We start from the raw sequence: 23162 nt of genomic DNA, 5'->3' as shown, positions 1-23162 counted from the left end.
CCTTGCAAATGTCACGACGCAGGTGCCTGAAAGCACACCCTCCCCTTCTTCCGGTTCAATGCGTGAAGTGAGAGCTTTGGGGCGGGGTGGATGAATTCTCGACCACAGCGACGACCGTTGACCACGGCGTCGAGACTGCCTCCCGGCCAGACCGAGCCGAGGAAACGAAACGTCGAATTTTGCGGATAGCATCGTCGCCGACGCGTTCTGCACCGCACGCCACGCCATGCCCGTGTTCAACTGCCATGAGCCATCACGCGGCGCAGGTTGGCGGCTCTCGTCGCAAAGACTTCGTCCGTGTGGATCGCGTCGGTAGTCACCGGACGCCCCGGCGAACTGGACAAGCTGCGGGCGGTGAGGCGGACACAAGTGCCCTTGCGGCCCCGTTTCTGCCATTTGCGACCAGGACGCGTCTCGGCGCTGAGCGCATCTCCGGTCCGGATCGGCCGGAAGGTATTCGTAACCCCGCTCGGCCGCAAGCCATGGGCTGCGCTGATTCCTGTCCACGCCGCTGTCCGTGGCGCCCGATCCTGCCCAGGGCTCTTCTGCATGGGCCGCAGATGCGAGTGCGGATCGAAGTGCGCCATGCGGCCAGGAACCAGGCGGTATTGTCAGATCGGCACCGCTCTCGATGGCCGTTTCTGTCGCCTCGCCACCGGCTCGGGCGTAGATAAAGACGTGCTCGCGCTCGATGGGAACCGGAACGAGCCCTCCCTCATGCCACAGTTTCAGGCGCGAAGCGGGGCAGCGACCACCCCCTCTCCTCGGCAGGATCGAAGGTCACCCCGACGCGGCTTCCGATCCTGACTTCGTCCGGGGCGATGCCGACTATGTTCGTCATGACCCGTGGCCCCTCGTCTAGCTCGACATAGGCCAGGACATAGGGGCCGCTGTCCTTGTAGGCTCCACTTCCGCGGCGCGTGATGGTGAAGGAATAGATGGTTCCACCGCCTGAGGCGGGAACAAGCTCACAATCCTCCGCCATGCAGAACGGACAGATCGACCGAGGATACCAAATGTAGGAGCGACACTGCCGACAACGGCAGATCCTCAGCTCTCCCTTGGCGGTTGCATCCCAGAAGGGCTGCGTTTCCAGCGAGATAAGCGGGTCGGGAGAAGGTAGCTTTTCGGTCATGCGTCCTCACTGCCCAGCAGCAACGTTACACTGCCCATTCGGGTGGAAATCGAGCCGCCGGTTCCATGCGCCAGCGCCAGCCGGCAATCCGGCACTTGCACCGCAGGATGCGCCTCGCCGCGAAGCTGACGGACAGCTTCGATCACCTTGGTCATGCCGCCGCGATTTCTCGGGTGGTTATTGCAAAGCCCGCCGCCATCCGTGTTGAAGGGCAGCTTGCCCACGCCCGAAATCAGGTTACCGTCCAAGACGAAGCGTCCGCCTTCACCCTTCTTGCAAAAGCCCAGATCTTCCAGCGTCATCAGCACCGTGATAGTGAAAGAGTCGTAGATCGAGGCATAGTCGATGTCGTCCGGCGTCAAGCGCGCTTCGGCGAAGGCTCTCGGACCGGACCAGACCGCCCCGGTATGGGTAAGGTCAAGGCGTCCCACATCGGCATGTTTAATAGCTTCACCGTGCCCGAGAACCTTCACGCAACGTCGCGGAAGAGCCCGCGCGACCTCCGGACTGACCACTACGAGCGCGCCGCCACCATCCGTCACCACACAGCAATCAAGCCGGTGAAGCGGATCGCTTATCATCGGCGAGGAAAGCACATCTTCGATGGTGACTACCTTGCGAAGGAATGCATTCTCATTGTGTTGTGCGTGAACGGACGCTGCGACCTTTATCTCGGCAAGTTGCTCACTTGTCGTGCCAAATTCATGCATGTGCCGTTTTGCACAGAGCGCATATTTGCCAGCAATCGACGTGCCGAAAACGTCTTCGAACCCATATTCAGGCGCATCGTCCCTCAGCGTCTGGACACTGCCCTTGGCCTTGGCGCTTTCTCTGGCCTTTCCAGCGAGCGTGATGAGGGCGACGCTGCATTTGCCCTGCGCGATCGCCGCGCGAGCATGGCCGATATGCGCCAGATAGGATGATCCGCCAGTGTCTGTGGAATCGATGTACGACAGCTTAAGCCCGAGATACTCTGCCATCGATATGCCGCCGAAGCCCGGCGCATCGCCGGCGCAGAAGAAGGCGTCCACATCGCGCAGGCTGAGACCGGCGTCATTGAGCGCTCCCACCGCGACCTCGGCATGGATCTGCGGGACGGTCTTGTCGGGAAGGCTCCTCTTCGGATGCTCGAATGCTCCGGCGATGAACGCTTGCGCTGTACGGGACATCAAATTCTCTTTTCGCTTTTTCTGTTCACCAGAAAGTCCGCCAAGCCTACGCGATGATAGGCTCTGTCACCGAACAGAAGCTCGGAAGCCTGGGCGCGCCGGAAGTAGAGATGGGCGTCATGCTCCGACGTGAATCCAATGCCGCCTTGAATCTGGATGTACTCGGAAGCACACCAGAGATAAGCGTCGCTCCAATGCGACCGGGCCACGTGGGCGGCGAGCGCCAGTTCATGATCCGACATGTCCAGAAGTGACGCCGCCATGCCGGCGGTCAGCGCGGCCGCGACCTTCACCAGCATATCGACGCATTTGTGCTTGATGGCCTAGAAGCTGCCGACCGTCTGGCCGAATTGATGCCTGGCCTTGGCGTAGTTGACGGCCATTTCCCGATACATTGCTCCACGGCAGCGCCCTCGAGCCTGTCTGCCGTGTTTGGCCAATCCGCAAGCGCCGGCGGAAACGCCCGGCCAATGACCGTTTGACGGTCGAGACGGCCTCGTTCGGCAGCCGCCGCGCTGGCCGCCTTTTCGAATTGGCCTTCATGCCGGCCCCGCATGGCCGAGCGCGAGCGACAGGCGGAAACCGCTCGAAGTTCAGCGTCGGCAACGCAACGTTCCACCCGCCATCGACCGTCCCTACAATCCCGTCGCCGCCGACATTGGCATTGTCAAAGAAACGCTTGGAAAAGGTGGGCCGGGCGCCAGCTGGCGGCCACGCCGGAAAGTGCTTGAGCGCCCTTCTAGTCAGCCCATTACTTCCAACAAGGGTCATCGACCACAGGTCTCGCTTTGTCGCGCCGTGAAAGAACGCATCCGGGGCGTCAGCACACAGTCCGAAATGTGGATATCCCAGACGGTGGCCAGAGGCTGGCGCTGGTAGTCGTCGAAGAGCTGACGGAATTGACCCGGCTCGGAAACCGTCGCGCCGCACAATCCAAAGCCCTCAGCCAGGGCCTTGAAGTTGGGACGGCCGAACACGGCACCGCTGTCGTCCAGCCCATCGGCCCGCAGCTTGTGGAACTCGGAACCGTAGCCCCCGTCATTCAGGATGCAGATCAGCAGCTTGATGCGATGCCGGGCTATCGTTTCCAGTTCCTGGATATGCATCAGCGCGCTGCCATCCCCGTCAAAGAGGACGACGGAACCATCGCCTCTCGCTAACGCGGCCCCTACGGCATAGGAAATGCCATTGCCGATTGCTCCAAATTCCCTGATCCCATAATAATCGTGCGGCCGGCGATTGCGCATTGCCGTGTGGAAATAGGACTGGTGACCGGAGCCGCTGACCACGCCGTAGGTCTTGGGGATCACGGCATCGATTTCGTGGATCACCTCGCGAGGATCGAGTTCGCCAGGTTCAACCGGATAAGCCGCACCATATGCAGGTTCGTCCGCGATCCGCCTGGCCAGGGAAGCGGACCGGATATCGGCAGGCTCGGCGCCATCGGGCAGTGCCGCCGTGACGGCGTCCACAGCCAGCTTGGCATCCCCAATCAGGATGACATCGTCCAAATTATTACGGATCGCGCCGATCGCGGGATCCAGGTCAATGCTCAAGACGCTTGCCTTCGGGAACATCTTCCCCTGGTCGAGGGTGAAAGGATTGAGGCTCGTCCCGATCGCCACCACGAAATCGGCCTTTTCACCCATCTCGCGCGCGATATCTCGGGCATAGCCTCCGGCGATCCCGATCGAGAAGGGGTGATGGTCGAACAGGCCACGCATGGGCAGGGTCGTGGCCAGCAGCGCCCCTGTCTTATCCGCGAGGCGCTCGACGCTCTTTTCGGCCTGTGAAAGAACGACACCCCGGCCGGCCAGAACGACTGGGAACGAAGCACAGCGAAGGCGCTCGGCGGCGAGACGAACCTGTGATGGATCAGGGTCGACAGGCGGTTGCATGGCCAGCTTCGGAGCAGGCCTGTACTGCTTCTCTTCGACCGCCAGTTGCTGGAGATCGTAGGGAATGCCCAGGACGACGGGCTTAAGATGGCGGCGCGCCTGGAATACTGCGTCGCGGACATAATCGTGAATCCTGCGCGGGTCGTGCCCGGAGATGTAAATGCAGTCGCTCGCCGCGACGAACGGCCTCTGTTCAATGGCCTGCAGATGCCATCCTACGCCAAGTGGTGTTTCTCCCGCCAGGATGACCATGGGCGTCCGCGCCTGCGCAGCCGTAACGAGTGCAGTCATGATCTGGGTCAGGGCTGGTCCGCACGAGACGGATACCAGCGGTAGGTTTCCGGTCGCGCAGTAGTAGCCGGAAGCCATTGCGCAAGCGCAATGCTCATGACGAACGAAGACAGACTGGACGCCTTCGACATTCTTAAAGGCGGTAAAAAAGTGCATGTTGCCGTCGCCCATCAGTGCAAAGTGAGCCTTGACGCCTTCGGTCGCAAAACATTTCGCAAGATCGACGTAGATGGGAACCGAAGTGGGCATGCTTCCCTAAGCCAAGTGCTGGTTGTTCAGCGATGGGAGTACGGTCTCCGCGATCGAATTGTCCAGCGCCTCGAATCCGCGCAGGTCGATCAGGTCGTATAGTTCGGCGCGAGTCTGCATTTGGTCGAGCACAAGGGCGGAGCTCCCATCACGACGCAGCGCCGCGTAAAGCCTTTCCTGCGCCTTGTTCGCTACCCTGAGGGACGAGACCGGCCAAATCACCATTCGGAAGCCCATCTCCTCGAACTCCGCAGCCGTGAAGAAAGGGGTCCGGCCGAATTCCGTCATGTTGGCAAGTAGCGGTACGCCGGGAAGCCGGGACGAAAATTCACGGAACATGTCGGCGCTCGTCAGCGCTTCCGGAAAGATCGCGTCAGCGCCCGCTTTGACATAGAGCCTGGCTCTTTCGATGGCGGCATCCAGTCCCTCACTGGCTACAGCGTCAGTACGCGCGATCACGTAGAGGGAGCGTCGCGCCGCGACCGCCCCGGCAACCTTCGCTGCCATTTCATGCGGCTCGACGAGCTTCTTGTCGTTGAGATGGCCGCATTTCTTTGGAAGCAGTTGATCCTCGATCTGAATGGCGCCGGCGCCGGCATCCTCGAAGGCGCGCACGGTGTGCATGGTGTTCAGGGTGCCCCCGAAGCCGGTATCGGCATCGACGAGTACTGGCAGGCCGCTGCTGCGGGCAATCTGTGTCAGAAAGAAAACGACCTGATCGATCGTGATCAGCCCGACATCGGGGAATCCCATGGAGGCCGTCATGGCGGCGCCCGACAGGTAGACTGCTTCGAAGCCTTCCTTCTTCGCTTGTAGGGCTGCCATTCCGTTATGCGCGCCAGGAATCTGCACGAACCCCTTCTCGACGAGAGTCCGAAAGCGTTCACCTGCCGGCAGATTGTCGGATCGTGTCAGGTAGGGCATGGAAGCTCCTCGTCAGCGAGATAGAGAATACAGGACGCGGCCTTCGAAGAGCCGGCGCGACGTCCGGTAGATCGCGCCATAAGTCGCCCGCGCCTCAGCCGGGTTTTCGGTGCCCACGACCTCGGCATCCACGGACAGGATCCCGGAAGGATGACCGATCCTTATCGGCCCGCTCGACGCTGTAGCCAGTCCGTGGGGTATGGTTCCGTTGATGCGGACGGCAACCGCAAGGCATAGCGCCCCGGTGATCATCAGGGCGCGGTGGGGCTGGCCGTTCGATATCGCCCGCACCCCGATCGAGTAATCCCGCGCGCTGAGCCTTTCGCCAGACGTAGTGCGCATGTCGGCTGGGGCGCTCACCATGATGATCTGCGGAATGGAAGAGATGCGGTGAGCCTCAACGAGGTTTGCCGCCAGGCCCATCCGTACGGACCCGGCGCTGCGGATCGCTTCCAGGCGTTCGAGCAGTAGAGCGTCGCCATCGAGTTCGTCCGGGCGTTCATTGCCGACCTTGCCAAGCGCGGAGGCAGGGACGAACACGCAAGGGTTGGCCGCATCGAGGAGCGTAACCTCCGTCTCCCCAAGACCCGGGACATTTAGCACGTCACGCGCCGCTCCGGTTGGTAGGAGTGTCCCGGTTTTGGCACCGCCGGGATCCATGAACTCCAGCCGGATGGGCGCGCCACTACCGGCAACACCGTCGATCCTGAAGTCTCCCGCGACGACAGCTTTCCCGTTCCTGGTTTCAAAGGATGCGCAGATGATCTTAGCGGTGTTCGTGTTGTAGATCCGGATGGTCGCGGTTCCGTCCGCCGGAGGGTCGACCAGCCCTTCATCCACCGCAAAAGGCCCTATTGCGGAAGACATGTTTCCGCAATTGCCCGCATAATCGACGGTTGCCTCGCGGATGCCGACTTGCGCGAACGTATAGTCGACATCCGCATCGGAGCGTTTGGATCGACCCACCACGCAGATTTTGGACAGGGACGACAAACCGCCTCCCATTCCGTCCAGCTGCCGGCCATTGGGGTCGGGAGAACCCATCAGCGACAGGAAGATGGGATCCCAGTCCTTCTGTTCTTCCGGCAGGTCCTCCCGCCGGAAGATGACGGCCTTGGAGGTTCCGCCACGAATGAAGGCTGCTTTGATGGCTTCCTGCGTCACACCGAACATGGTCTTCAGTCCTCTACGAAGACCTCTTCGCGCTTGCGCGAAAAGTAGGGCAACGCAACCACCGCCAGCATGATGGCTGCAGCGACGATCAGCCCGGCGCTGATCGGACTATTGACGAATATGCTGAGGTTTCCTTGTGACATGATCGTGGCCCGACGCAGGTTCTCCTCCAGCAGCGGACCGAGAACAAAGCCCAGGAGAAGAGGCACCGGTTCGCAACCCAGCCTGATAAGGATGTATCCCCCGAGTCCAAACGCGGTGATGGCATACACATCGAACGAATTGAAGCTGACAGTGTATGCGCCGATAGCCGAAAACACCATGATGGACGGGAACAGAACCTTGTATGGGACGCTCAGCATCTTCACCCATAGGCCGACCAGCGGCAGGTTGAGAACAACCAGCATCAAATTGCCGATCCACATCGATACAATGAGCCCCCAGAACAGCTCAGGATTGGTGTTGACGACATTTGGGCCCGGCTGAATACCCTGGATCATGAGGGCGCCTATCATCAACGCCATGACGCCGTTCGACGGAATGCCGAGCGTGAGCATCGGGATGAACGAGGTTTGCGCGCCCGCATTGTTCGCCGACTCGGGACCAGCAACACCTTCTATTGCGCCATTGCCGAACATTTCGGGATGCTTAGAAAGCTTCTTTTCGATCGTGTAGGAAGCGAAGGAGGATAGAAGCGCACCGCCGCCTGGCAGCACACCCAGCAGGGAGCCAATCACGGTTCCCCTGAGAATGGGCTTGACCGAGGCCCGAGCCTCAGATCGATTTGGAAACAGTGACGTAACCTTGATGGCGTCGACGTCATTTCCCATAGGCAAGCCGAGATTGCGCAGGATTTCGGCTACACCAAATAGGCCAACAGCCAGTGGCACTATACTTAGTCCCTCGGCCAACTCATAAAAGCCGAAAGTAAATCGCGGCACGCCTGCATAAATGTCGGTCCCGACCGTGCCAAGCAGCAGTCCGAGAAGGATCATCGCAAGGGCCTTGGCTATCGAGCCATGCGCCAGCGTGACCGAAGACACCAATCCGAGTATGATAAGAGAGAAATATTCAGCGGGCCCAAAATCCAGCGCGATCCGCGTCAACGGAACCGCAAACATCGCGATGAGCAGGGTGGCCACGCACCCGGCAACGAACGAGCCGACGGCCGCCACCGAGAGAGCGGCGCCAGGCCGACCCTTCAACGCCATCTGATAACCATCCAGAGTCGTCACCGAGGCGGATGCTTCGCCGGGGAGGTTGATCAATATGGCCGTGGTCGAACCGCCATAGGCTGATCCGTAGTAAATGCCCGCCAACATGATGAGGGCAGCCTCGGGCGAGAGGCTGAATGTGATCGGCAGCAGCATGGCGACCGTGGCTGTCGGACCAATGCCCGGCAGGACGCCTATGATGGTGCCGAGCAGCACGCCGATCAGACAATAGAATAGATTTCCAGGCGACCCGGCAACCTGCAACCCCAGTGCGATGTGAGAAAGGATGTCCATTGGTCAGCCTATCCCCACAGCCACAGGCCGACGACCGGGAGAGACAATCCCAGACCATATACGAACACCAATGTGCAGAATGTGGCGAGACAGAGCGCGAGAACTACTGCGAAAAACAGCGTCATGCCCTTGCTGGCATAAGCCGCGCTCACTGTCGCCAGGATCGTCGCCGGCACCAGCCCGAAGCCGCGAACGGTGGCGCCGAAGAGAATCGGTGCCAGCGAAATGAGGATTATGCCCCGCCAGGGGAGACCCTTCATGGCGAAGTCGGTATGCTCCCCGCCCTGCAGGGCGACAACTATTCCAAAAAAGACAAGGCCAACGCCAATGATCACGGGAAAATAGCCCGGCCCCATTCTCAATGCCGAGCCGACTTGCATGTCCATGACCGCCCACAAGGCGGCAAAGGCGCCAATGGCTACGAATATGGCTCCCGTGAACAAATTATTAGTATTCAGCGTCATCGTCTTCTCCCACATTGCGGCTGGCTCGCCTGTGACAAGCCAGCCGACTTTCTTGTTAAATCCCTCAATCTCTCAGTTTGAGATGCAAGGACTCGATCAGCTTCCGCCAGGTGACCGAGCCTGATTTTATACGCTCTCCCAGTTCCTCTGGTGTGCTGGACTGTGCGATAACCCCATTCTCCAAAAGACACTCCGAGAAATTGTTCATCTTTACCGCCTCGACAGTAGCCTTGTTCAGCTTGTCGATAATTTCCTTGGGGGTTCCCGCCGGCGCAACGAGCGCAAACCAGTTGATCAAGGCCAGTTCGGGGTGGCCGAGTTCAGCAATTGAGGGCACGTCCGGCACCGAGGGCGAGCGCTTGTCGTCCATTACGGCGACGATCTTGCCATTGCCATTCTTGTGCATCATCAGCGAGCCGGTCATGCCGTCCGGATAGACATCGAGCCGGCCGGCTGCGAGATCGAGACCGGCGTCCGCCGACCCCTTGTATGGCACCTCGACGAACTGGAGACCGAAGGCCTGCTCCACGGCCTTGCCGACGAGATACGGCCCGCTTCCGACGCCGAGCGATCCGACTTTGATGCTCGCGGGTCGCTCCTTCGCGAGCTTGATGAGGTCGTCGAAGGTCTGAGCAGGGAATTTGGCTCCTACCATCACCGTGTAGGGAGTCGTTGCCACGAGCGATATCGGTGCAAAATCATCGGCGCTGTAGGAAATCTTTTCATATAGATGAGGGTTGGAAACTAACGCCGTAGCACCGGTAAAAAATAGCGTATATCCATCTGCAGGCGCCCTCGCCACGGCTTCAGCAGCAATTTTGGTTGCGGCTCCGGGCATATTTTCTACAATGAAATTCTGGTCGAGGATCTTTGAAAGATTATCACCAAGGAGTCTCGAATAAATATCTGTTCCACCACCAGCAGAAAAGCCAATGATGATGCGCACAGGCTTTTCCGGATAGGATTGCGCTGCACCCGGCGTGATATTTCCAAAGGCAAAGGCGGCAGAGACCACCGCAGCCAATAGATATCTAGAACGCATTTCTTCCTCCTTTTTCAATGCCCGACTGCTTGGCGAACGGCACCTCCGTCACGGGCCATTTTATCCAGCACCGCAGCGGTATCGGCGCCCAATATCGGTGCTGGAATATTCACGCCACTCAATCGCCCGTCAAAGCGCCAAGGGGGGATGAAGACTTCGCGTGTGCCCAGGAACGGATGCTTGACATTCATCGTGAAAGCCCGCTCAGCTTTCCAGGCTGATCCAGTCATATCCTCGAAAGAGTTGACGGGTGCCGCCGCAACGCCAATAGCCAATAGCTCGTTCACAAGCTGGTCCCGAGGCAGACCCGACGTCCACTCGGCGACGGCGCTTTCGATCTCGGAAACCTGCCTCAGGCGCCCGGCCGAATCGAGATCCCGGAACCGGGCAAGTCCGCCACTCCCGGATTTGTCGACCAGCTCTCGCCACTGCTCGTCGGTCCTGATGCAGATGGCTGTCCAGCTGTCTTGCCCCTTACAGGGAAAATGGCCGTGTGGAGCGTAGAGCGTATGACGGTTTCCCAGGATCGGCACATCGCCTTCAACCTGATGCTGGAGAAGCGGCGCCGGCATGACCGAGAGCATCGCCTCGATCTGCGATAGATCGATCCAGCATCCACGACCAGTGCGGCGCTGCCGGACAATCGCCGACAGAAGCGCCGTGGTGGCATGGATAGCGGCATTGGGATCGCCCAGCGCCGTCATCATCATTCCCACGATGTCGGGTTCGCCACCGTCGGAAACATAGCCAACGAGCGATTCCAGCCCGGCCATGCTCGACATGATCCCGGCATAGCCTTTCATCTGGCTGAGCGGCCCGGTCTGTCCCACCATGGACATCGAAAGCATGATGACTCCGGGATTTGCGGCGGCAAGGTCCCGATAGCCGATGTTCAGGCGGTCCAGCACGCCTGGCCGCATATTCTCCACGACGACATCGCAGGACGCCGCGAGCCGACGTATCTGCTCCTGGCCTTCTGGCGACTTGATGTCGATCGTCACGCTTCTCTTGCCGTGGTTGAGCTGGTTGAACCAGGGGCTGACCTCAACCTCTGGCCCCTCGATGGGCTTGCCGTTGATGATTGGACGGCCGCGCAGGCGCACGGAGTCGAGATGCGAGGGGTGTTCGATCTTCAGGACCTCCGCGCCGAAATCGACCAGGATCGAGGTCACCATCGGCCCCGACCACACCCAGGAAAGGTCCAGCACCCTGAGACCGCCAAGATAGGATGACGGCTCCTGTGGCTGGCAGTCCGCAGGGGGTCTGGTGACGGGCGCGGCATGAGGCTTTTGAGACGTGTCCAGTTCCTTCAGGAGCCAGGGCATTCTGGGAGCGACGACTGGCGAGCCGGCTGTCGCTGCCCTGCCTGCGCTGATCGCCTCGAACGCTTGCCTGTGCGCGAATTGCCGATCGCCGAGAACTTCGTCCAACGACTTGACCGGACCGACCGCAAACCCGCGATCGAGAGCCAGCGCCATCAACTCGTCCTGCGAATGCCTGGCGAGCCACGGTAACAGGTGCGAGTCTGCCTCGTCCGCATGTTCACGCGCCACGACCCGCGGATCGCTGAAGCGCTCCTCGCGCGACCACTCGGGATCGCCCATCGCGGCCAGTATGCCACGCCATTCGTGGTTGCTGCGGCAATAGATCACGACATATCCATCGCTGCAGGAGAACAGGCCGCAGGGATACACACCACCCGACATGGACGGTCGCCGGCCGGAACGAGACCACGGCCTGCCATAGGCAAGATGATGAGGAGCCAGCATGCCGACGATGTAGGCCAGCACATCCCGCCCCGAGACCTCAATGTCACGACCGCTCTTTGCCGGGCTGGCAGCCGCCAGCGCGGCTGCTGCGGCCGCGTTGACGCCCACCAGATAGTCGGCGATGTCGTAGGGAAGCGTCAGAGGCATGCGGGAACGTTCGCCGATTGCCCAGCTCATGCTGCCCCAGGCGGCGCTGGTAAGGCCGCAGCCCGGCAGTTCGCCGGCGATGTCCGCAGCCGGAGTGATCACGATAAGGGTAGCGGCGGACGCTATTCCTTCACGCGCCTTGAAGTCGTTGACCAGTTCCGGGTAACCAATTGTGGTTCCTCCAGTCTCGATGATGACGAGATTTGCAGCGGCCAGCGCCGGGTGGCCAGCGACGTTCTCCAGCGGCTCGCATGCCTTCGAGCCATGCAGGACTTCCTGTAGCGCATCCGCTGTTCCGGCAGAGACTATGGCGGCGGTGTCGGGGCCGAAACGGGTCACCTCGGCGCCCAGATCGGCCAGCACCTTGCCGCAATACGCGCCTGCAATGCTGTGGGACACCTCCACGACCTTCAGGTCGCAAAGCAGATCTCGAGAGATCACCTGCAGAAGATCGTTGCTCATGATTGCCTTTTCTTTGCCTCGTCGGATACGGATCGGCCGTCATGCCGAAGCGGCAGCAGCAGCAGCGCATCGCCAAGGGTCTTGCCCTGCGGGTCGAGCCGCAACGATCGGGCCGGCCCGCCGTCCAGTATGCGTGTCAGGACGAGATTGACCGCCCAGAGGTTAGGCAGCTCATAGCGCGTGACGCTGCCGTGGCAGATGTCGGAGAAATGTTCTTTCACCCGATCCGCCGTGACTTCCTCCAGAAGAAGGCCGTAGTCATTCCTGTCCCAGACGACGACCCCGAGATTGATATTGTCGCCCTTGTCACCCGAATGGACCCAGGCAATATCGCGAAGCAGCCCCTCATCCATGGCAGTCCTGCCCTCCCATGAACTCGACTGTTGGGGTGAGGAGATCGCCCGGAATCAGGGTTGGCCAATGTGAATAGACACTGAGGACCTGTCCCTTGCCGCCGGCGATCTGGCCTGCCAGACCGGGAGGCCCATAGTGCATCGGCGCCTGCTGCGACGCCAGGCGGCCCGCGTCTTCCTTGTGCTCCGTATGGGCCGCGAAGCGCGCGATGACCTCGAGCGGCTCCGCCGCGCGGGGCAGCACGTTTGAGCGCCGCCCATGGATGGCGCCTGCACCGAAGATGTCCGCCCTCGTTTCGTCAAACCGAAGTCCATGCCGCTTGATCGTGTGCTCGATCTTCCGGAAGGCGGCCTGCGCCTTTTTCTCGGCATCGGGCCAGGCGTAGGGCCACATCAAGATCGCCTTGTAGCCGTCCCGATAGGTCATCGACACTTTCAGCGTCGAGGGCGGGGGCGTTCCCTTGATTCCCGAAAGGCGGACGCGGTCGTCGCCGAGTTCGTTCAGTTCGATGGTCGTCCAGTCCACCGTCACGTCCGGCGAGAGGAAATGGCGTGGATCGAACACCTCATGCAGGAGCTGGTCAGTCACGGTCCGGCGGTTCACGGCCCCGCCGGTGCCGGAAGCCTTCGTCAGCACCACATCGCCATTTTCGGAAACTTCCGCGATGGGATAGCCGACATGCTCCAACCCTGGAATGTCCTGCCATCCCTGGTGGTTTCCACCTGTCGCCTGAGGGCCACATTCCAGAAGATGGCCAGCGACGGTGCCGGCGGCCAGCCTGTCCCACTCCTGCTCGCCCCAGCCGAATTCATGGATGAGCGGTCCAAGCGTCAGCGCTACATCCACGCAACGTCCGGCGATGACAATCGAGGCGTCTCCGTCGAGCGCTTCGCGGATCGGTTGTGCTCCAAAATAGGCATTCGCGCTGACGATGCGCCGCGCGACCTCTGAAAAAGGCCGGCCGTCATCGGCGTTGTCGAAGGGAAGAGCGGACGAGAATTCGGAAAGTCGCGGCAGCAGGTCGTCGCCATCCACAATGGCGACCTTGATGCGCGAGGAAAGGCCCGCTTTCTCCACCAGTTCCGCAACCATCCTGCCGCAGGTCCGGGGGTTGAGTCCGCCAGCATTGGTGACGATCTTGGTGCCGGACTTGGCGATGAGGGGCAGAATGTCTTCCAAGACGGCCAGGAAATCGGTCGCGAAACCGGCTTCAGGATTGCGGTCCATCTGCCGGCGCATGATCGACAGCGTCAGCTCGGCGAGATAGTCCATCACCAGATAGTTCACATGGGTGCGGCTGAGCAACTCGCGCGGTTCGGTGATGTCATTGCCCCACGATCCGGACCCGCTTCCGATGCGGATGATGCGTTCGTCGGCCATCGGTCAGCGACCTTTCCAGTTGGGCGCGCGGCGTTCCTTGAACGCCTTGGGACCCTCGATCGCGTCCTCGCTGAGATAGGCGGCTCTGAAGCACAAATCGCCTGCGGCGAAGCTTCCGGTCCGTCCGGTGTCGGCCGCCAGATAAGCCAGTTCTCGCCCCGCCTTCACGCCGAGCGGCGCATTCCTGGAGATCGTGCGCGCCAGGTTCATTGTCACTTCGGCCAGCTGATCAGCAGGCGCCAGCCTGTTGACGAAGCCAAGCTCATAGGCGCGCCGGGCCGACAGCGGCTCCCCGGTGACCAGCATTTCCATCATGATCCGCTGCGGTAGCATCCAGAGCAATGGCCCCGCCCATGGTGCGCCGCGTCCCCAACGCACCTCGGTCAGGCCAAACTCAGCATCCTCCGAGGCGGTGCACAGGTCGCACATCTGCGCTAGAAGGAAGCCGCCGGCATAGGCAATCCCATTGACCTGGGCGATCGTCGGCTTCGAGACGTGCAGCGTGCGGCCGAGATGAGGAATGGCCATAGCCCCGGGAATTTTCTTGCCCGTATCCACCATCTCCTTGAGATCGGCCCCTGCGCAGAACGCCCGGCCCTCCCCGGTCAGGATGGCCACCTTTGCCTCCGGATCGGACTCGAAACGGACGAAGGCATCGACCAGGCCTTCGCGGACGGCCTTGGTGACCGCATTGAGCTGGTCCGGGCGCCGTATCGTCACAAGAGCGACCCCATCCGCCAGTTCATAGGTGACCGCCTGCATGCCTTCCATAAGTCTATCCGTTGTCCAGCCGAACGATTATCTGGCTGGAGGGTAAGGGCGAGCCGCCGGAGCTGCTAGAAAGCATTTGGAACATTCGCTGTGAGATTCCTTCACAGCAGCCCTGGTGTATGCTTTTCCGGCGGAGCATGATCGCCGCATTGAATTGGGGGCTCCATGAACCGGTTCGACGAGTTCAACATGATCGCCGCCGTCGCGAAGAACGGCAATTTCTCCTCTGCCGCGCGCGCCTTGCGGCTTTCGCCGTCGGCGATCAGCAAGATGGTCAACAGGATCGAGGACAGGCTCAAGATACGCCTGTTCGATCGCACCTCCAAGTTCGTCATGCTGACGCGTGAAGGAGAACTTTATCTGAGCAGTATCACCCGAGTGCTGAACGCGATTCAGGAGGTGGATGAACTGGCGGAATCGCTGATCAAAGTCCCTCACGGCACGATCAGGATTCACACGTCGCCGGCTTTCGCACAGGGACAGATTGCTCCGATACTGCCGGAATTCCTGGCGCGATATACGAGCCTGAAATTTGAACTCCGCGTCGGTCCGAAGTTCTTCGGGCTAACCGAAGACACGGATATAGCGATTCAGTTCGGCGAACTGGCAGACTCGTCCTTGGTCGCGAGGCGGATCGCGGCCAGCAAGCGCGTTGTATGCGCCTCGCCCCTCTACCTCGAACGCGCAGGTGTACCGACAAAGCCGAGCGAGTTGGCAACGCACCAGCTCCTGAATTATTCCATGCCCGAACGGGACGCTTGGCCTTTCGTGAAGGAAGGCGTCGTGACCCGTGTGCCGATCAACAGCAAGGTCGTAGTCGATCAGGCCGGTTTCCTGCTTGGGCTGGTGCTGGATGGCGTCGGCATAGCGCGACTGCCGGGATATATGATCGCCAAGGATCTGGAGGAAGGCCGGCTAGTCGAACTTTTTACGCCGTATACATATCTGGAAGGGATATACGCCATCTACAGGGCGCGAAAGAATTTAAGCCCGCGTCTGCGATTGTTCATCGAATATATCCGTCGAAAGCTGTCGGCCCAGGACTGGAACCTGGACAGGAATATCATCCAGTCGAATTGACCGGCGGCATTCGCGCGGCAACAACCTCATCCATCCTACACGCATGCAGCATGGCACGTTCAGAAGAACGTTTTCAAACAAGAAGACACATCATGATGGCGGTGCAAAGAGACGCCATGATGAACTGGACGTCGGTTAGACCGGCCTTTGAACGACCGACTGATAACCCAGGGGCTGCAGCATGCCGGACAGTTCGGCTTTCAGGATGGCATCAATCTTCTGGGCCGACCAGTCACGGCGAACGGCCGGTGGACAAAGCAGGGCCGGATGTGTGACGGTATTCAGCTCATCCCCCGCCAGACGGAACACCTGTCCGATTATTCCCTCGCTCAGGTCGGACAGGAGAAAATTGACCAGAGGCGCATTAGCGGCGGGCTCCGGCAATGCTGCCGCACGAGCCGGCTCACCCTTCCTGTGCCGAAAGGCATCCGTCGCCTGCGACATGCGTGTCTCGGCGTAGGGCGACACGGCATTCACGCGTATGGGCGAGCCATCCAATTCCAGCGCCCATGAATATGTGAGGGATGCAACCGCGCCCTTGGTGGCGCTGTACACGCTCGCGCCGGCGAGACCCATCTGCGATCCGGACGTGACGTTCACGATCGACGCGTTACCGTCCTGCGCCTTCATGCGCGCCACCGCGTGACGCCCGCAATGGATGGTCCCCATCACATTGACGCGCAACAGCGCATCAATGTCTTGCTCATCCATTTCATCGATCGAATGATGTTTTATCAGCGCCGCGTTGTTGACCAAGCCGTCTATTCTACCAAAACTGTCGCAGCAGCAGGATATAAGTTTGAGAGCTTCCGCAGAACTAGAGACGTCGCAAGCGAACCCGATGGCTTGCCCGCCTTCCTCGCGGATTTCGGCAACCACCTTGTCCACGAGGTTGCCGGCAACGTCGTTGATGACGACCTTGGCGCCCTCCGAGGCGGCCGAGCGGGCACAGGCTGCACCAATCCCCCGGCCTGAGCCAGTAAACACCACGGCCTTTCCGTCAAGGACGGTCAAGTTAGGCCGCCCACGCGGAAGGGAGGGCGCTTGACAGCGCCGCTCCTGAAAGCCCAAAAGAACTCGCTTCAATTTTTCATCCTCGATAAACTTATTTCAGGTTGATCTTCGTCTTCTAGAGAATATTGGTATACATTTCCACATCATCTTTGTTCTTCTTATCGAAACTGGCGACTTCTTCACCGGCTGGAATTCCCCCTATTTGCTCGATGCGCTGCACCACATCGGGAAGCTTCAGGATTTCCACCACCTCCTTGTTCAGAGTTTGGATGATCTCCGGCGGCGTCCCCTTTTTGACGATCAATCCTACCCAGGATTCGGCATCCATTTCTGGAAGCCCCTGCTCCGAGATTGTCGAGACATCAGGCAGCGTCGAACTCCTGCGTTTGCCCAGGACGCCCAGTGCGCGGATTTTCCCCTCGGCCAGCGGGCCTGCCAGAGTCGTAGCGCTGAAAACGCCCAGCGCAACCCGCCCCGACATGAGGTCGACCAAAAAGGTCGAATCCTTGTATGGAACGTGGCGCATGTCTATTCCGGTATTCAGCTTGAGCAATTCGCCGGCGAGATGGGTGCCGGACCCGGCCTCATAGGCGGCGAATGTGAGCTTGCCGGGGTTTTCCTTTGAGTATGAGACGGCCTCGGCTATACTGTCGAAGGGCATATCCAGGCTGGCAGCGATGATGATCTGCAGGTCGATGAGCCTGGTGACTGGATCAAAGTCCTTGACTAGATCATAAGGAGCACCGGCGGCCGTGTAGATGGCGATCGACGCGCCGGGAGAGAATACAGTGTAGCCGTCTGCAGGCGCATCCAGGACAGCCCTGGCGCCCGGAACATTCTTTCCGCCAGCGATGTTTTCCACCACTGTATTCCAGCCGAGGCGCTCATGCAGTTTGGACGCTACCAGCCGCGTTACGATGTCCACCGAATTGCCCGGCCCGTTCGGAACGATGAAGCGAATGGGCTTGCTTGGATATTCCTGGGACATTGCGGCAGGGCCGAACCCAAAGCAGAAACCCAGGGCCAACGCAGCGCCGAAAAACCTTCGGCTGATATTCTTCATTTTTCTATTCCTCCCGAATAATGGTGTCAGATGTTCTCATCAAAGGAACTGATATGATCTATGAAAAGACGCACCACCTTTTCGGCGTTAGATCAGTTCATGGAACTCAATAACGTTTCCAGAAGGATCCATAACATAGATCTGCTTGAGGCCTATACTTGCCCAATCTCCCGCATCTGTGTACATGATATTTGCCGCGTCCAGCCTTTTTCGAAGCGCCGAAATGTCGGGAACGGTAAAGGCTGCATGGCCACCAACGGTGGGATTAATGGAAAACCGACGCCTCAGCGTGACATCTGGATTCGGCATGCACAGATGCAGTCCTCGCCTTTTCTCGCCGAACCAATATGATTCCTGGATGTAAGCGCCATCCTTATCCGTAAATGCAGGGCGATGTTCTCCGGCATCAAAACCAACTATATCCTTATAAAAGGAAACACTTTTGGCCACATCATAGGAATTTACGTTTACATGGTGCAGTCTTATTTCCACTTTAGATCCTCCATTCTCTCATAGTCGTATTTTCTGTCGTCATTCGGCAGAGTGTCAACGCGCACCTTGGAAAAGTTGCGTTGAAATTTGTTCACAGCTAATCTGCTGGGATGGTATAGTCGCGGCTTGGGCGTCAAGTGTTTCAATTCGCTTTCAATCGTCACCCCGTTTTCGCGTCCGAAGTCATCCTCCTCGTGTGACGCGGACGAGCGCGGCCGCCCCGGCGGAGATGGTCGGGGTTTCGCAGCCCGGGCGGCTGCGGTCCCAGAGTGCGGTGACGTCGTGAGGCTCAGGCGCGGTTTTTGAAGCGCCAGCTTTCATTGCCGGTTTCGACGTCGCAATGATGGGTGAGCCGGTCGAGCAGGCGGTCGTCATCTTTGCATCGCCGAAGACCTGCGGCCAGTCGGCGAAGGCAAGGTTGGTGGTGATGATGATGGAGGTGTTCTCGTAGAGCTTGCGGATCAGGTGGAAGAGCAGCTCCGCGCCCGACTGGCTGAAGGTCAGATGGCCCAGTTCGTCGATGACGATGAGGTCATGGCGCAGGAGCGTCTCGGCAGTCCTTCCACTTCGGCCAGCGGCCTTCTCCTGCTCGAGTTGGCTGACGAGGTCGACAAGGTTGAAGAAGCGGCCTCTCGCCGTGACGCGCTAATGCCCGATAAGGAGTAATGGCGGCTTCCATCTTTTCGGATCTATTGCTCTCTATCTCCTCACTTGGAACCAGAGGAGACGCAACTTGAGCACTCACGCTATCACGCCGATCAAGAAAACGAGTCGGCGGCAGCAGTTGCGCGAGATCGTGCCATTGGCTGACAGCACAATTTACGAAATGGAGTAGCGCGGCGAATCTCCGCGGCGCTTTGCTTTGACCCCAAGATGCGTCGTTTGGGATTTGGACGAGGTTCAGGCGTGGCTTGCGGCTCGCCGTTCAAAACCAATTCTCCGCGCTCCGAGACCGGATGTGAAACAACGCAGGACTCGGCCCGTCAAAGAGTCCACCGATAGGCATCGATAGATACAGACAGGAATACTTATTTATATCAATGAGTTAGATCGTATCCTAGCGTAGTTTTGGATATGTCCGGATAGACCAAAATCATTCCCACTCGATGGTCCCGGGGGGTTTGGAGGTCACGTCGTAGACGACGCGGTTGACGCCCTTCACCTCGTTGATGATGCGGGTGGCGGCGCGGCCGAGAAAGGCCATGTCGAAATGGAAGAAGTCGGCGGTCATGCCGTCGACCGAGGTGACGGCGCGCAGCGCCAGCACGCTGTCATAGGTGCGGCTGTCGCCCATCACGCCGACGGTCTGGACCGGAAGCAGCACGGCGAAGGCCTGCCAGATCGCGTCGTAGAGGCCCGCCTTGCGGATCTCGTCGAGATAGATCGCGTCCGCCTTCCTGAGCACGTCGAGCTTCTCGCGCGTGACGGCGCCGGGGCAGCGGATCGCAAGGCCCGGCCCCGGAAAGGGATGGCGCCCGACAAAGGCCTCCGGCAGGCCGAGCTCGCGCCCGAGCGCCCGCACCTCGTCCTTGAAGAGCATCCGGAGCGGCTCGACGAGCGCCATGTTCATGCGCTCGGGCAGCCCGCCGACATTGTGGTGCGACTTGATGGTGACGGACGGGCCGCCGGTGAAGGAGACGCTCTCGATCACGTCCGGATAGAGCGTGCCCTGGGCGAGGAAGCCGGCGCCGCCGATCTTCTCCGCCTCCGCCTCGAAGGTCTCGACGAAGAGGCGGCCGATCGTCTTCCGCTTCGCCTCGGGATCGGCGACGCCCGCGAGCGCGGCGAGGAAGGTCGCGGCCGCATCCACGTGGACGAGCGGGATGTTGTAATGGCCGCGGAAGAGCTCGACGACCTGCCGCGCCTCGTCCTGCCGCATCAGGCCGTGATCGACGAAGATGCAGGTGAGCCGCTCACCGATCGCCTCGTGGATGAGGACGGCCGCGACGGCCGAATCGACGCCGCCGGAAAGGCCGCAGATCACGCGCCCCTGCCCGACCTGCGCCCTGATCCGTCCGATCGCCTCGTCCTTGAACTTCGCCATCGTCCAGTCGCCGGCGAGGCCGGCGATGCGATGCACGAAATTGGAGATGAGCTTCGCCCCGTCCGGCGTGTGGACGACCTCGAGATGGAACTGGACGCCGTAGATCCGGCGCGATTCGTCGGCGATCGCGGCGAACGGCGATCCTTCCGTCACCGCGATCGGCCGGAAGCCGGGCGGAATGGCGACCACCTTGTCGCCGTGGCTCATCCAGACCTGATGCCTTGTGCCGGGCTCCCACACGCCCTCGAAAAGCGGGCTCTCGGCCACGATCTCGACGAAGGCGCGGCCGAACTCGCGCTCTTCCGCCGGAACGACCGACCCGCCGAGCCGGGCGCAGATCGCCTGCTCGCCGTAGCAGATGCCGAGCACCGGGACGCCGGCCTCCAGAAGCGCCGGCGCGGCCTGCGGGCTCTCCGCGCCGTGGACGCTCGCCGGCCCGCCGGAAAGGATGATCGCCTTCGGGGCGAGGCGCGCGAGCGCGGCCTCCGCCGCCTGGAACGGCACCACCTCGGAATAGACCCCGGCCTCGCGCACGCGCCGCGCGATGAGCTGCGTCACCTGGCTTCCGAAATCGACGATGAGGACCGTGTCGTGGACGGCGCTGACGGGCTCTGTCATGGCACGCGTGTAGGCAATACCGCAGGCATCCGCAACGGCCGCGACGGGGAGCGCGCGCGGCCGGGCGCCGCTCCCCCCTCCCTCCAGCGCGCAAGCGCAGGACGCGCGCATCCCAGGCATGCATTCACTCAGCGCATGGCAGCGCTGCGGTGGTGTATGTTGCGGTGCACCATCGCTGGTATTATTTCTACCACGACAGCGATGGAGGTCTAAATGTCTGTCGGAACGACAACTCTCACCCACGCCCCGGCCGAAGGCGGCTTCCGTGGCTTCGGCCGCCGCGTTTCGGAATGGGCCGACCTGTTCTTTGCCAGCGTCGCGGTCGCGAACGCCTGGGAGAGCCGGCGCCGCGCCCGTCCCGAGGATCTGATGATCGTCGGCATCGACCCCGAGATCGAGGCTCGCCTTCTCGGCGCGAAGTAAGCGGCCGGGATCCCGTCCGCAACAACGAATGCCGGGCGGCAAGGCCGACCGGAACGGAGCATGCCGCCGATTTCCGGCGGCATTGCTTTTTCTGGCGCTACCGCGTCACCGGCAGGCTTCGCCGGCAGGGTCGAGCGCCACGATGCCCCAATGGCTGGTCCGCCAGCCCGCCGGCCCGAACGGCCGCGACCAGGGCTCGTCGATCGCCACCACCGCGCTTCCCTCCGCCGGCGCCGCCGGCCCGAACTCGCTCGCCATCCGGTCGAGCGGCGGCGGCCTGGAGCCGTCCGGACCGGAATCGTAGACGAGCAGGCAGACCTGCTGCCGCGCCGGGTCCGCGGGCGGCCGGAAATAGCTCATCCGCAGTCCGAGCACCCGCGCCTCGGGAAAGAGCCGCCTCAGATTTCCCGCAACATATTCGTCGCCGCCGATCAGGGTGCCGGTCGCCGCACCGCGTTGCGCGAGCGCTTCGGCGAGCCGGTCATAGGGCTTGATGTCCCGGCAGATCGGCGTGCAGAAGGGCCGGTCCTTCCAGACGAAGGCGCCGATCTTGACGGCGAAGGTGAAGAGCGCCGCGGCCGCCACCAGCCGGACGAACAGCCGGACGCGCCGGGCGGACGGCGCCGACGCCTCGACCCGCGCGAAGAGCCAGAGCGGCGCGAGCAGGAAGAGCGCCTGCATGTGGCTCTCCTTGAACACGCCCACGCCGAAGAAGAGCAGGCCGACCACCATCAGCGCGAGGGCGAAGAGCGCCTGATCGCGGAAGAGGCGGGCGAAATCGGGCTCGCCGGAGGCGGCGCGGGCGAATTTCGGCGAAAAGGCGCGTGGAAAGAACACGACGAGAAGCGGCAGGAGCGGCGACAGGAACCCGAGCACGGTGAGCGGGATGTCGAGGAGCCCGCGAAGCACCCGCTCGCGATAGGTCTCGTCGGTGAGGAGCCGGTTCTCGACCTGCTGCAGGAGGCTCTGCCCGCCGAAGGCGAGCCAGAGCGCATAGGGCAGATAGAGCGCGACCGCGGCGAGGACGGCGAGCGGCGCGGTGCGGACGGCGAGCCTGGCGCGGATCGGCGCCTGCAGGAGCGCGGCCGCCAGGAAGGTTCCGATGAAGGCGGCGAAGCTGTGCTTCGCGTAGAAGCCGAAGGCGATGGCGGCTCCGAGCGCGACCGCCCGGCCGGCATCCGGGCGCTCCAGCCAGCGCAAAGCCGCGAGCGCGCAGACCGGGACGGCGAGCACGACCAGCGCCGTGTGCGTGAAGACCTGATGCTGCAGCCATCCGATCTGGTAGACGAGCGTCAAAGAGAGGGCCGCCACGACCGCCCAGGCCCGATCCCGCAGGACGTGCCGGGCGAGCGCCGCATAAGCGAGGATCGCCAGGATCAGGGTCGCATAGCGGATGACGAGGAAGGACGGCAGCTCGGGCCCGGTGACCGTCTGGAGCGAGATCAGGAGCCAGTCGTAGAGGGGCGGCTGGCGGGCGGTGTAGCCCCATTGCCAGCTCTGGGTCAGCACGTTCTCGTTGACGTCGTCGGTGCCGAGCGAGGGCGAGGCGAGAAGCCGGGCGAGCGCGAAGGGGAGCGCGTAGAGGACGGCGACGGCCGCCGTGAGCGCGAGCGGACGGCGGCGCGCGAGCGCGAGGAGCCGGTCCTCGCGCACGGCCCCGGCTTCCGCCGGCCGGTCGGCGGGCGCGCCGGG

20 protein-coding genes and 2 pseudogenes are annotated in these 23162 nt (G+C 61.4%); 3 read left to right on the top strand and 19 right to left on the bottom strand.

The window, feature by feature from the left end; genetic code table 11:
- Positions 1-715: 715 nt before the first annotated feature.
- From E4O86_RS03895 to E4O86_RS03835, 13 genes are all read right to left on the bottom strand, one after another.
- Positions 716-1135 (bottom strand): Zn-ribbon domain-containing OB-fold protein, encoded by a 420-nt coding sequence (locus E4O86_RS03895; protein WP_161139210.1) that lies wholly within the window; start codon positions 1133-1135, stop codon positions 716-718.
- Positions 1132-2304, bottom strand: a complete 1173-nt coding sequence (locus E4O86_RS03890) for a thiolase domain-containing protein (RefSeq protein WP_161139209.1) — start codon at positions 2302-2304, stop codon at positions 1132-1134. Before E4O86_RS03890 ends, E4O86_RS03895 begins: the two co-directional genes overlap by 4 nt.
- On the bottom strand, positions 2304-2624 hold the full coding sequence (locus tag E4O86_RS03885) for an acyl-CoA dehydrogenase family protein (protein WP_343039092.1): 321 nt from the start codon (positions 2622-2624) through the stop codon (positions 2304-2306). The genes E4O86_RS03890 and E4O86_RS03885 overlap by 1 nt, the downstream gene beginning before the upstream one ends.
- 447 nt (positions 2625-3071) lie before the next feature.
- The gene (locus E4O86_RS03880; RefSeq protein WP_161139207.1) at positions 3072-4742 is read right to left on the bottom strand and encodes a thiamine pyrophosphate-binding protein; all 1671 of its coding nucleotides are present in this window, start codon (positions 4740-4742) and stop codon (positions 3072-3074) included.
- A 6-nt stretch (positions 4743-4748) separates the two neighbouring features.
- Entirely contained in the window at positions 4749-5666 is a 918-nt protein-coding gene (gene prpB / locus E4O86_RS03875) for a methylisocitrate lyase (protein WP_161139206.1), read from the bottom strand.
- A 12-nt stretch (positions 5667-5678) separates the two neighbouring features.
- Positions 5679-6839, bottom strand: a complete 1161-nt coding sequence (locus E4O86_RS03870; RefSeq protein WP_205520683.1) for a 2-methylaconitate cis-trans isomerase PrpF family protein — start codon at positions 6837-6839, stop codon at positions 5679-5681.
- 5 nt (positions 6840-6844) lie between these two features.
- The gene (locus E4O86_RS03865; RefSeq protein ID WP_161139205.1) at positions 6845-8347 is read right to left on the bottom strand and encodes a tripartite tricarboxylate transporter permease; all 1503 of its coding nucleotides are present in this window, start codon (positions 8345-8347) and stop codon (positions 6845-6847) included.
- A gap of 8 nt (positions 8348-8355) precedes the next feature.
- Entirely contained in the window at positions 8356-8811 is a 456-nt protein-coding gene (locus tag E4O86_RS03860) for a tripartite tricarboxylate transporter TctB family protein (RefSeq protein ID WP_161139204.1), read from the bottom strand.
- 64 nt (positions 8812-8875) lie between these two features.
- Positions 8876-9871, bottom strand: coding sequence for a Bug family tripartite tricarboxylate transporter substrate binding protein (locus tag E4O86_RS03855; RefSeq protein WP_205520682.1), 996 nt, complete (start codon positions 9869-9871; stop codon positions 8876-8878).
- Positions 9868-12231, bottom strand: a complete 2364-nt coding sequence (locus E4O86_RS03850; protein WP_161139202.1) for a CaiB/BaiF CoA-transferase family protein — start codon at positions 12229-12231, stop codon at positions 9868-9870. The genes E4O86_RS03855 and E4O86_RS03850 overlap by 4 nt, the downstream gene beginning before the upstream one ends.
- Positions 12228-12584 (bottom strand): AtuA-related protein, encoded by a 357-nt coding sequence (locus E4O86_RS03845; RefSeq protein ID WP_161139201.1) that lies wholly within the window; start codon positions 12582-12584, stop codon positions 12228-12230. Before E4O86_RS03845 ends, E4O86_RS03850 begins: the two co-directional genes overlap by 4 nt.
- Positions 12577-13965: an acyclic terpene utilization AtuA family protein gene (locus E4O86_RS03840; RefSeq protein ID WP_161139200.1), complete on the bottom strand. Its 1389-nt coding sequence runs from the start codon at positions 13963-13965 to the stop codon at positions 12577-12579. The genes E4O86_RS03845 and E4O86_RS03840 overlap by 8 nt, the downstream gene beginning before the upstream one ends.
- A gap of 3 nt (positions 13966-13968) precedes the next feature.
- Entirely contained in the window at positions 13969-14736 is a 768-nt protein-coding gene (locus E4O86_RS03835; protein WP_161139199.1) for an enoyl-CoA hydratase/isomerase family protein, read from the bottom strand.
- A gap of 165 nt (positions 14737-14901) precedes the next feature.
- Between E4O86_RS03835 and E4O86_RS03830 the strand changes: the two genes are divergently transcribed.
- Positions 14902-15816 carry a LysR family transcriptional regulator gene (locus E4O86_RS03830; protein WP_161139198.1) on the top strand — a complete coding sequence of 305 codons (915 nt, stop codon included), beginning with the start codon at positions 14902-14904 and terminating at the stop codon, positions 15814-15816.
- Between the two features lie 135 nt (positions 15817-15951).
- Here E4O86_RS03830 and E4O86_RS03825 read toward each other — a convergent pair whose 3' ends face one another.
- The 4 genes and pseudogenes from E4O86_RS03825 to E4O86_RS03810 all read right to left on the bottom strand — a co-directional run.
- On the bottom strand, positions 15952-16830 hold the full coding sequence (locus E4O86_RS03825; protein ID WP_161139197.1) for an SDR family NAD(P)-dependent oxidoreductase: 879 nt from the start codon (positions 16828-16830) through the stop codon (positions 15952-15954).
- 115 nt (positions 16831-16945) lie between these two features.
- A complete protein-coding gene (locus tag E4O86_RS03820; RefSeq protein ID WP_161139196.1) occupies positions 16946-17893 on the bottom strand; it encodes a Bug family tripartite tricarboxylate transporter substrate binding protein in 948 nt (315 codons plus the stop codon).
- 87 nt (positions 17894-17980) lie between these two features.
- Positions 17981-18385 (bottom strand): VOC family protein, encoded by a 405-nt coding sequence (locus tag E4O86_RS03815; RefSeq protein WP_161139195.1) that lies wholly within the window; start codon positions 18383-18385, stop codon positions 17981-17983.
- A gap of 289 nt (positions 18386-18674) precedes the next feature.
- Positions 18675-19018: pseudogene (locus E4O86_RS03810) on the bottom strand (ATP-binding protein); the annotation flags it as partial.
- 160 nt (positions 19019-19178) lie between these two features.
- Here E4O86_RS03810 and E4O86_RS03805 point away from each other — a divergent pair.
- A pseudogene (locus E4O86_RS03805) lies at positions 19179-19397 on the top strand (helix-turn-helix transcriptional regulator).
- Between the two features lie 81 nt (positions 19398-19478).
- On the opposite strand, the gene guaA reads toward E4O86_RS03805, so the two are convergent.
- The gene (gene guaA / locus E4O86_RS03800) at positions 19479-21047 is read right to left on the bottom strand and encodes a glutamine-hydrolyzing GMP synthase (protein ID WP_161139194.1); all 1569 of its coding nucleotides are present in this window, start codon (positions 21045-21047) and stop codon (positions 19479-19481) included.
- 213 nt (positions 21048-21260) lie between these two features.
- Between guaA and E4O86_RS03795 the strand changes: the two genes are divergently transcribed.
- A complete protein-coding gene (locus E4O86_RS03795; RefSeq protein ID WP_161139193.1) occupies positions 21261-21470 on the top strand; it encodes a hypothetical protein in 210 nt (69 codons plus the stop codon).
- A gap of 105 nt (positions 21471-21575) precedes the next feature.
- Here E4O86_RS03795 and E4O86_RS03790 read toward each other — a convergent pair.
- Positions 21576-23162, bottom strand: a 1587-nt coding sequence (locus E4O86_RS03790; RefSeq protein ID WP_161139192.1) for a glycosyltransferase family 39 protein, incomplete at its 5' end; no start/stop codon positions are given.

Origin of the sequence: Propylenella binzhouense (assembly GCF_009866965.1) — a bacterium.
GTDB lineage: Bacteria > Pseudomonadota > Alphaproteobacteria > Rhizobiales > Afifellaceae > Propylenella > Propylenella binzhouense.
Note: the sequence above shows the minus strand (reverse complement) of the source record. Positions and strands in the feature narration are given on the sequence as shown.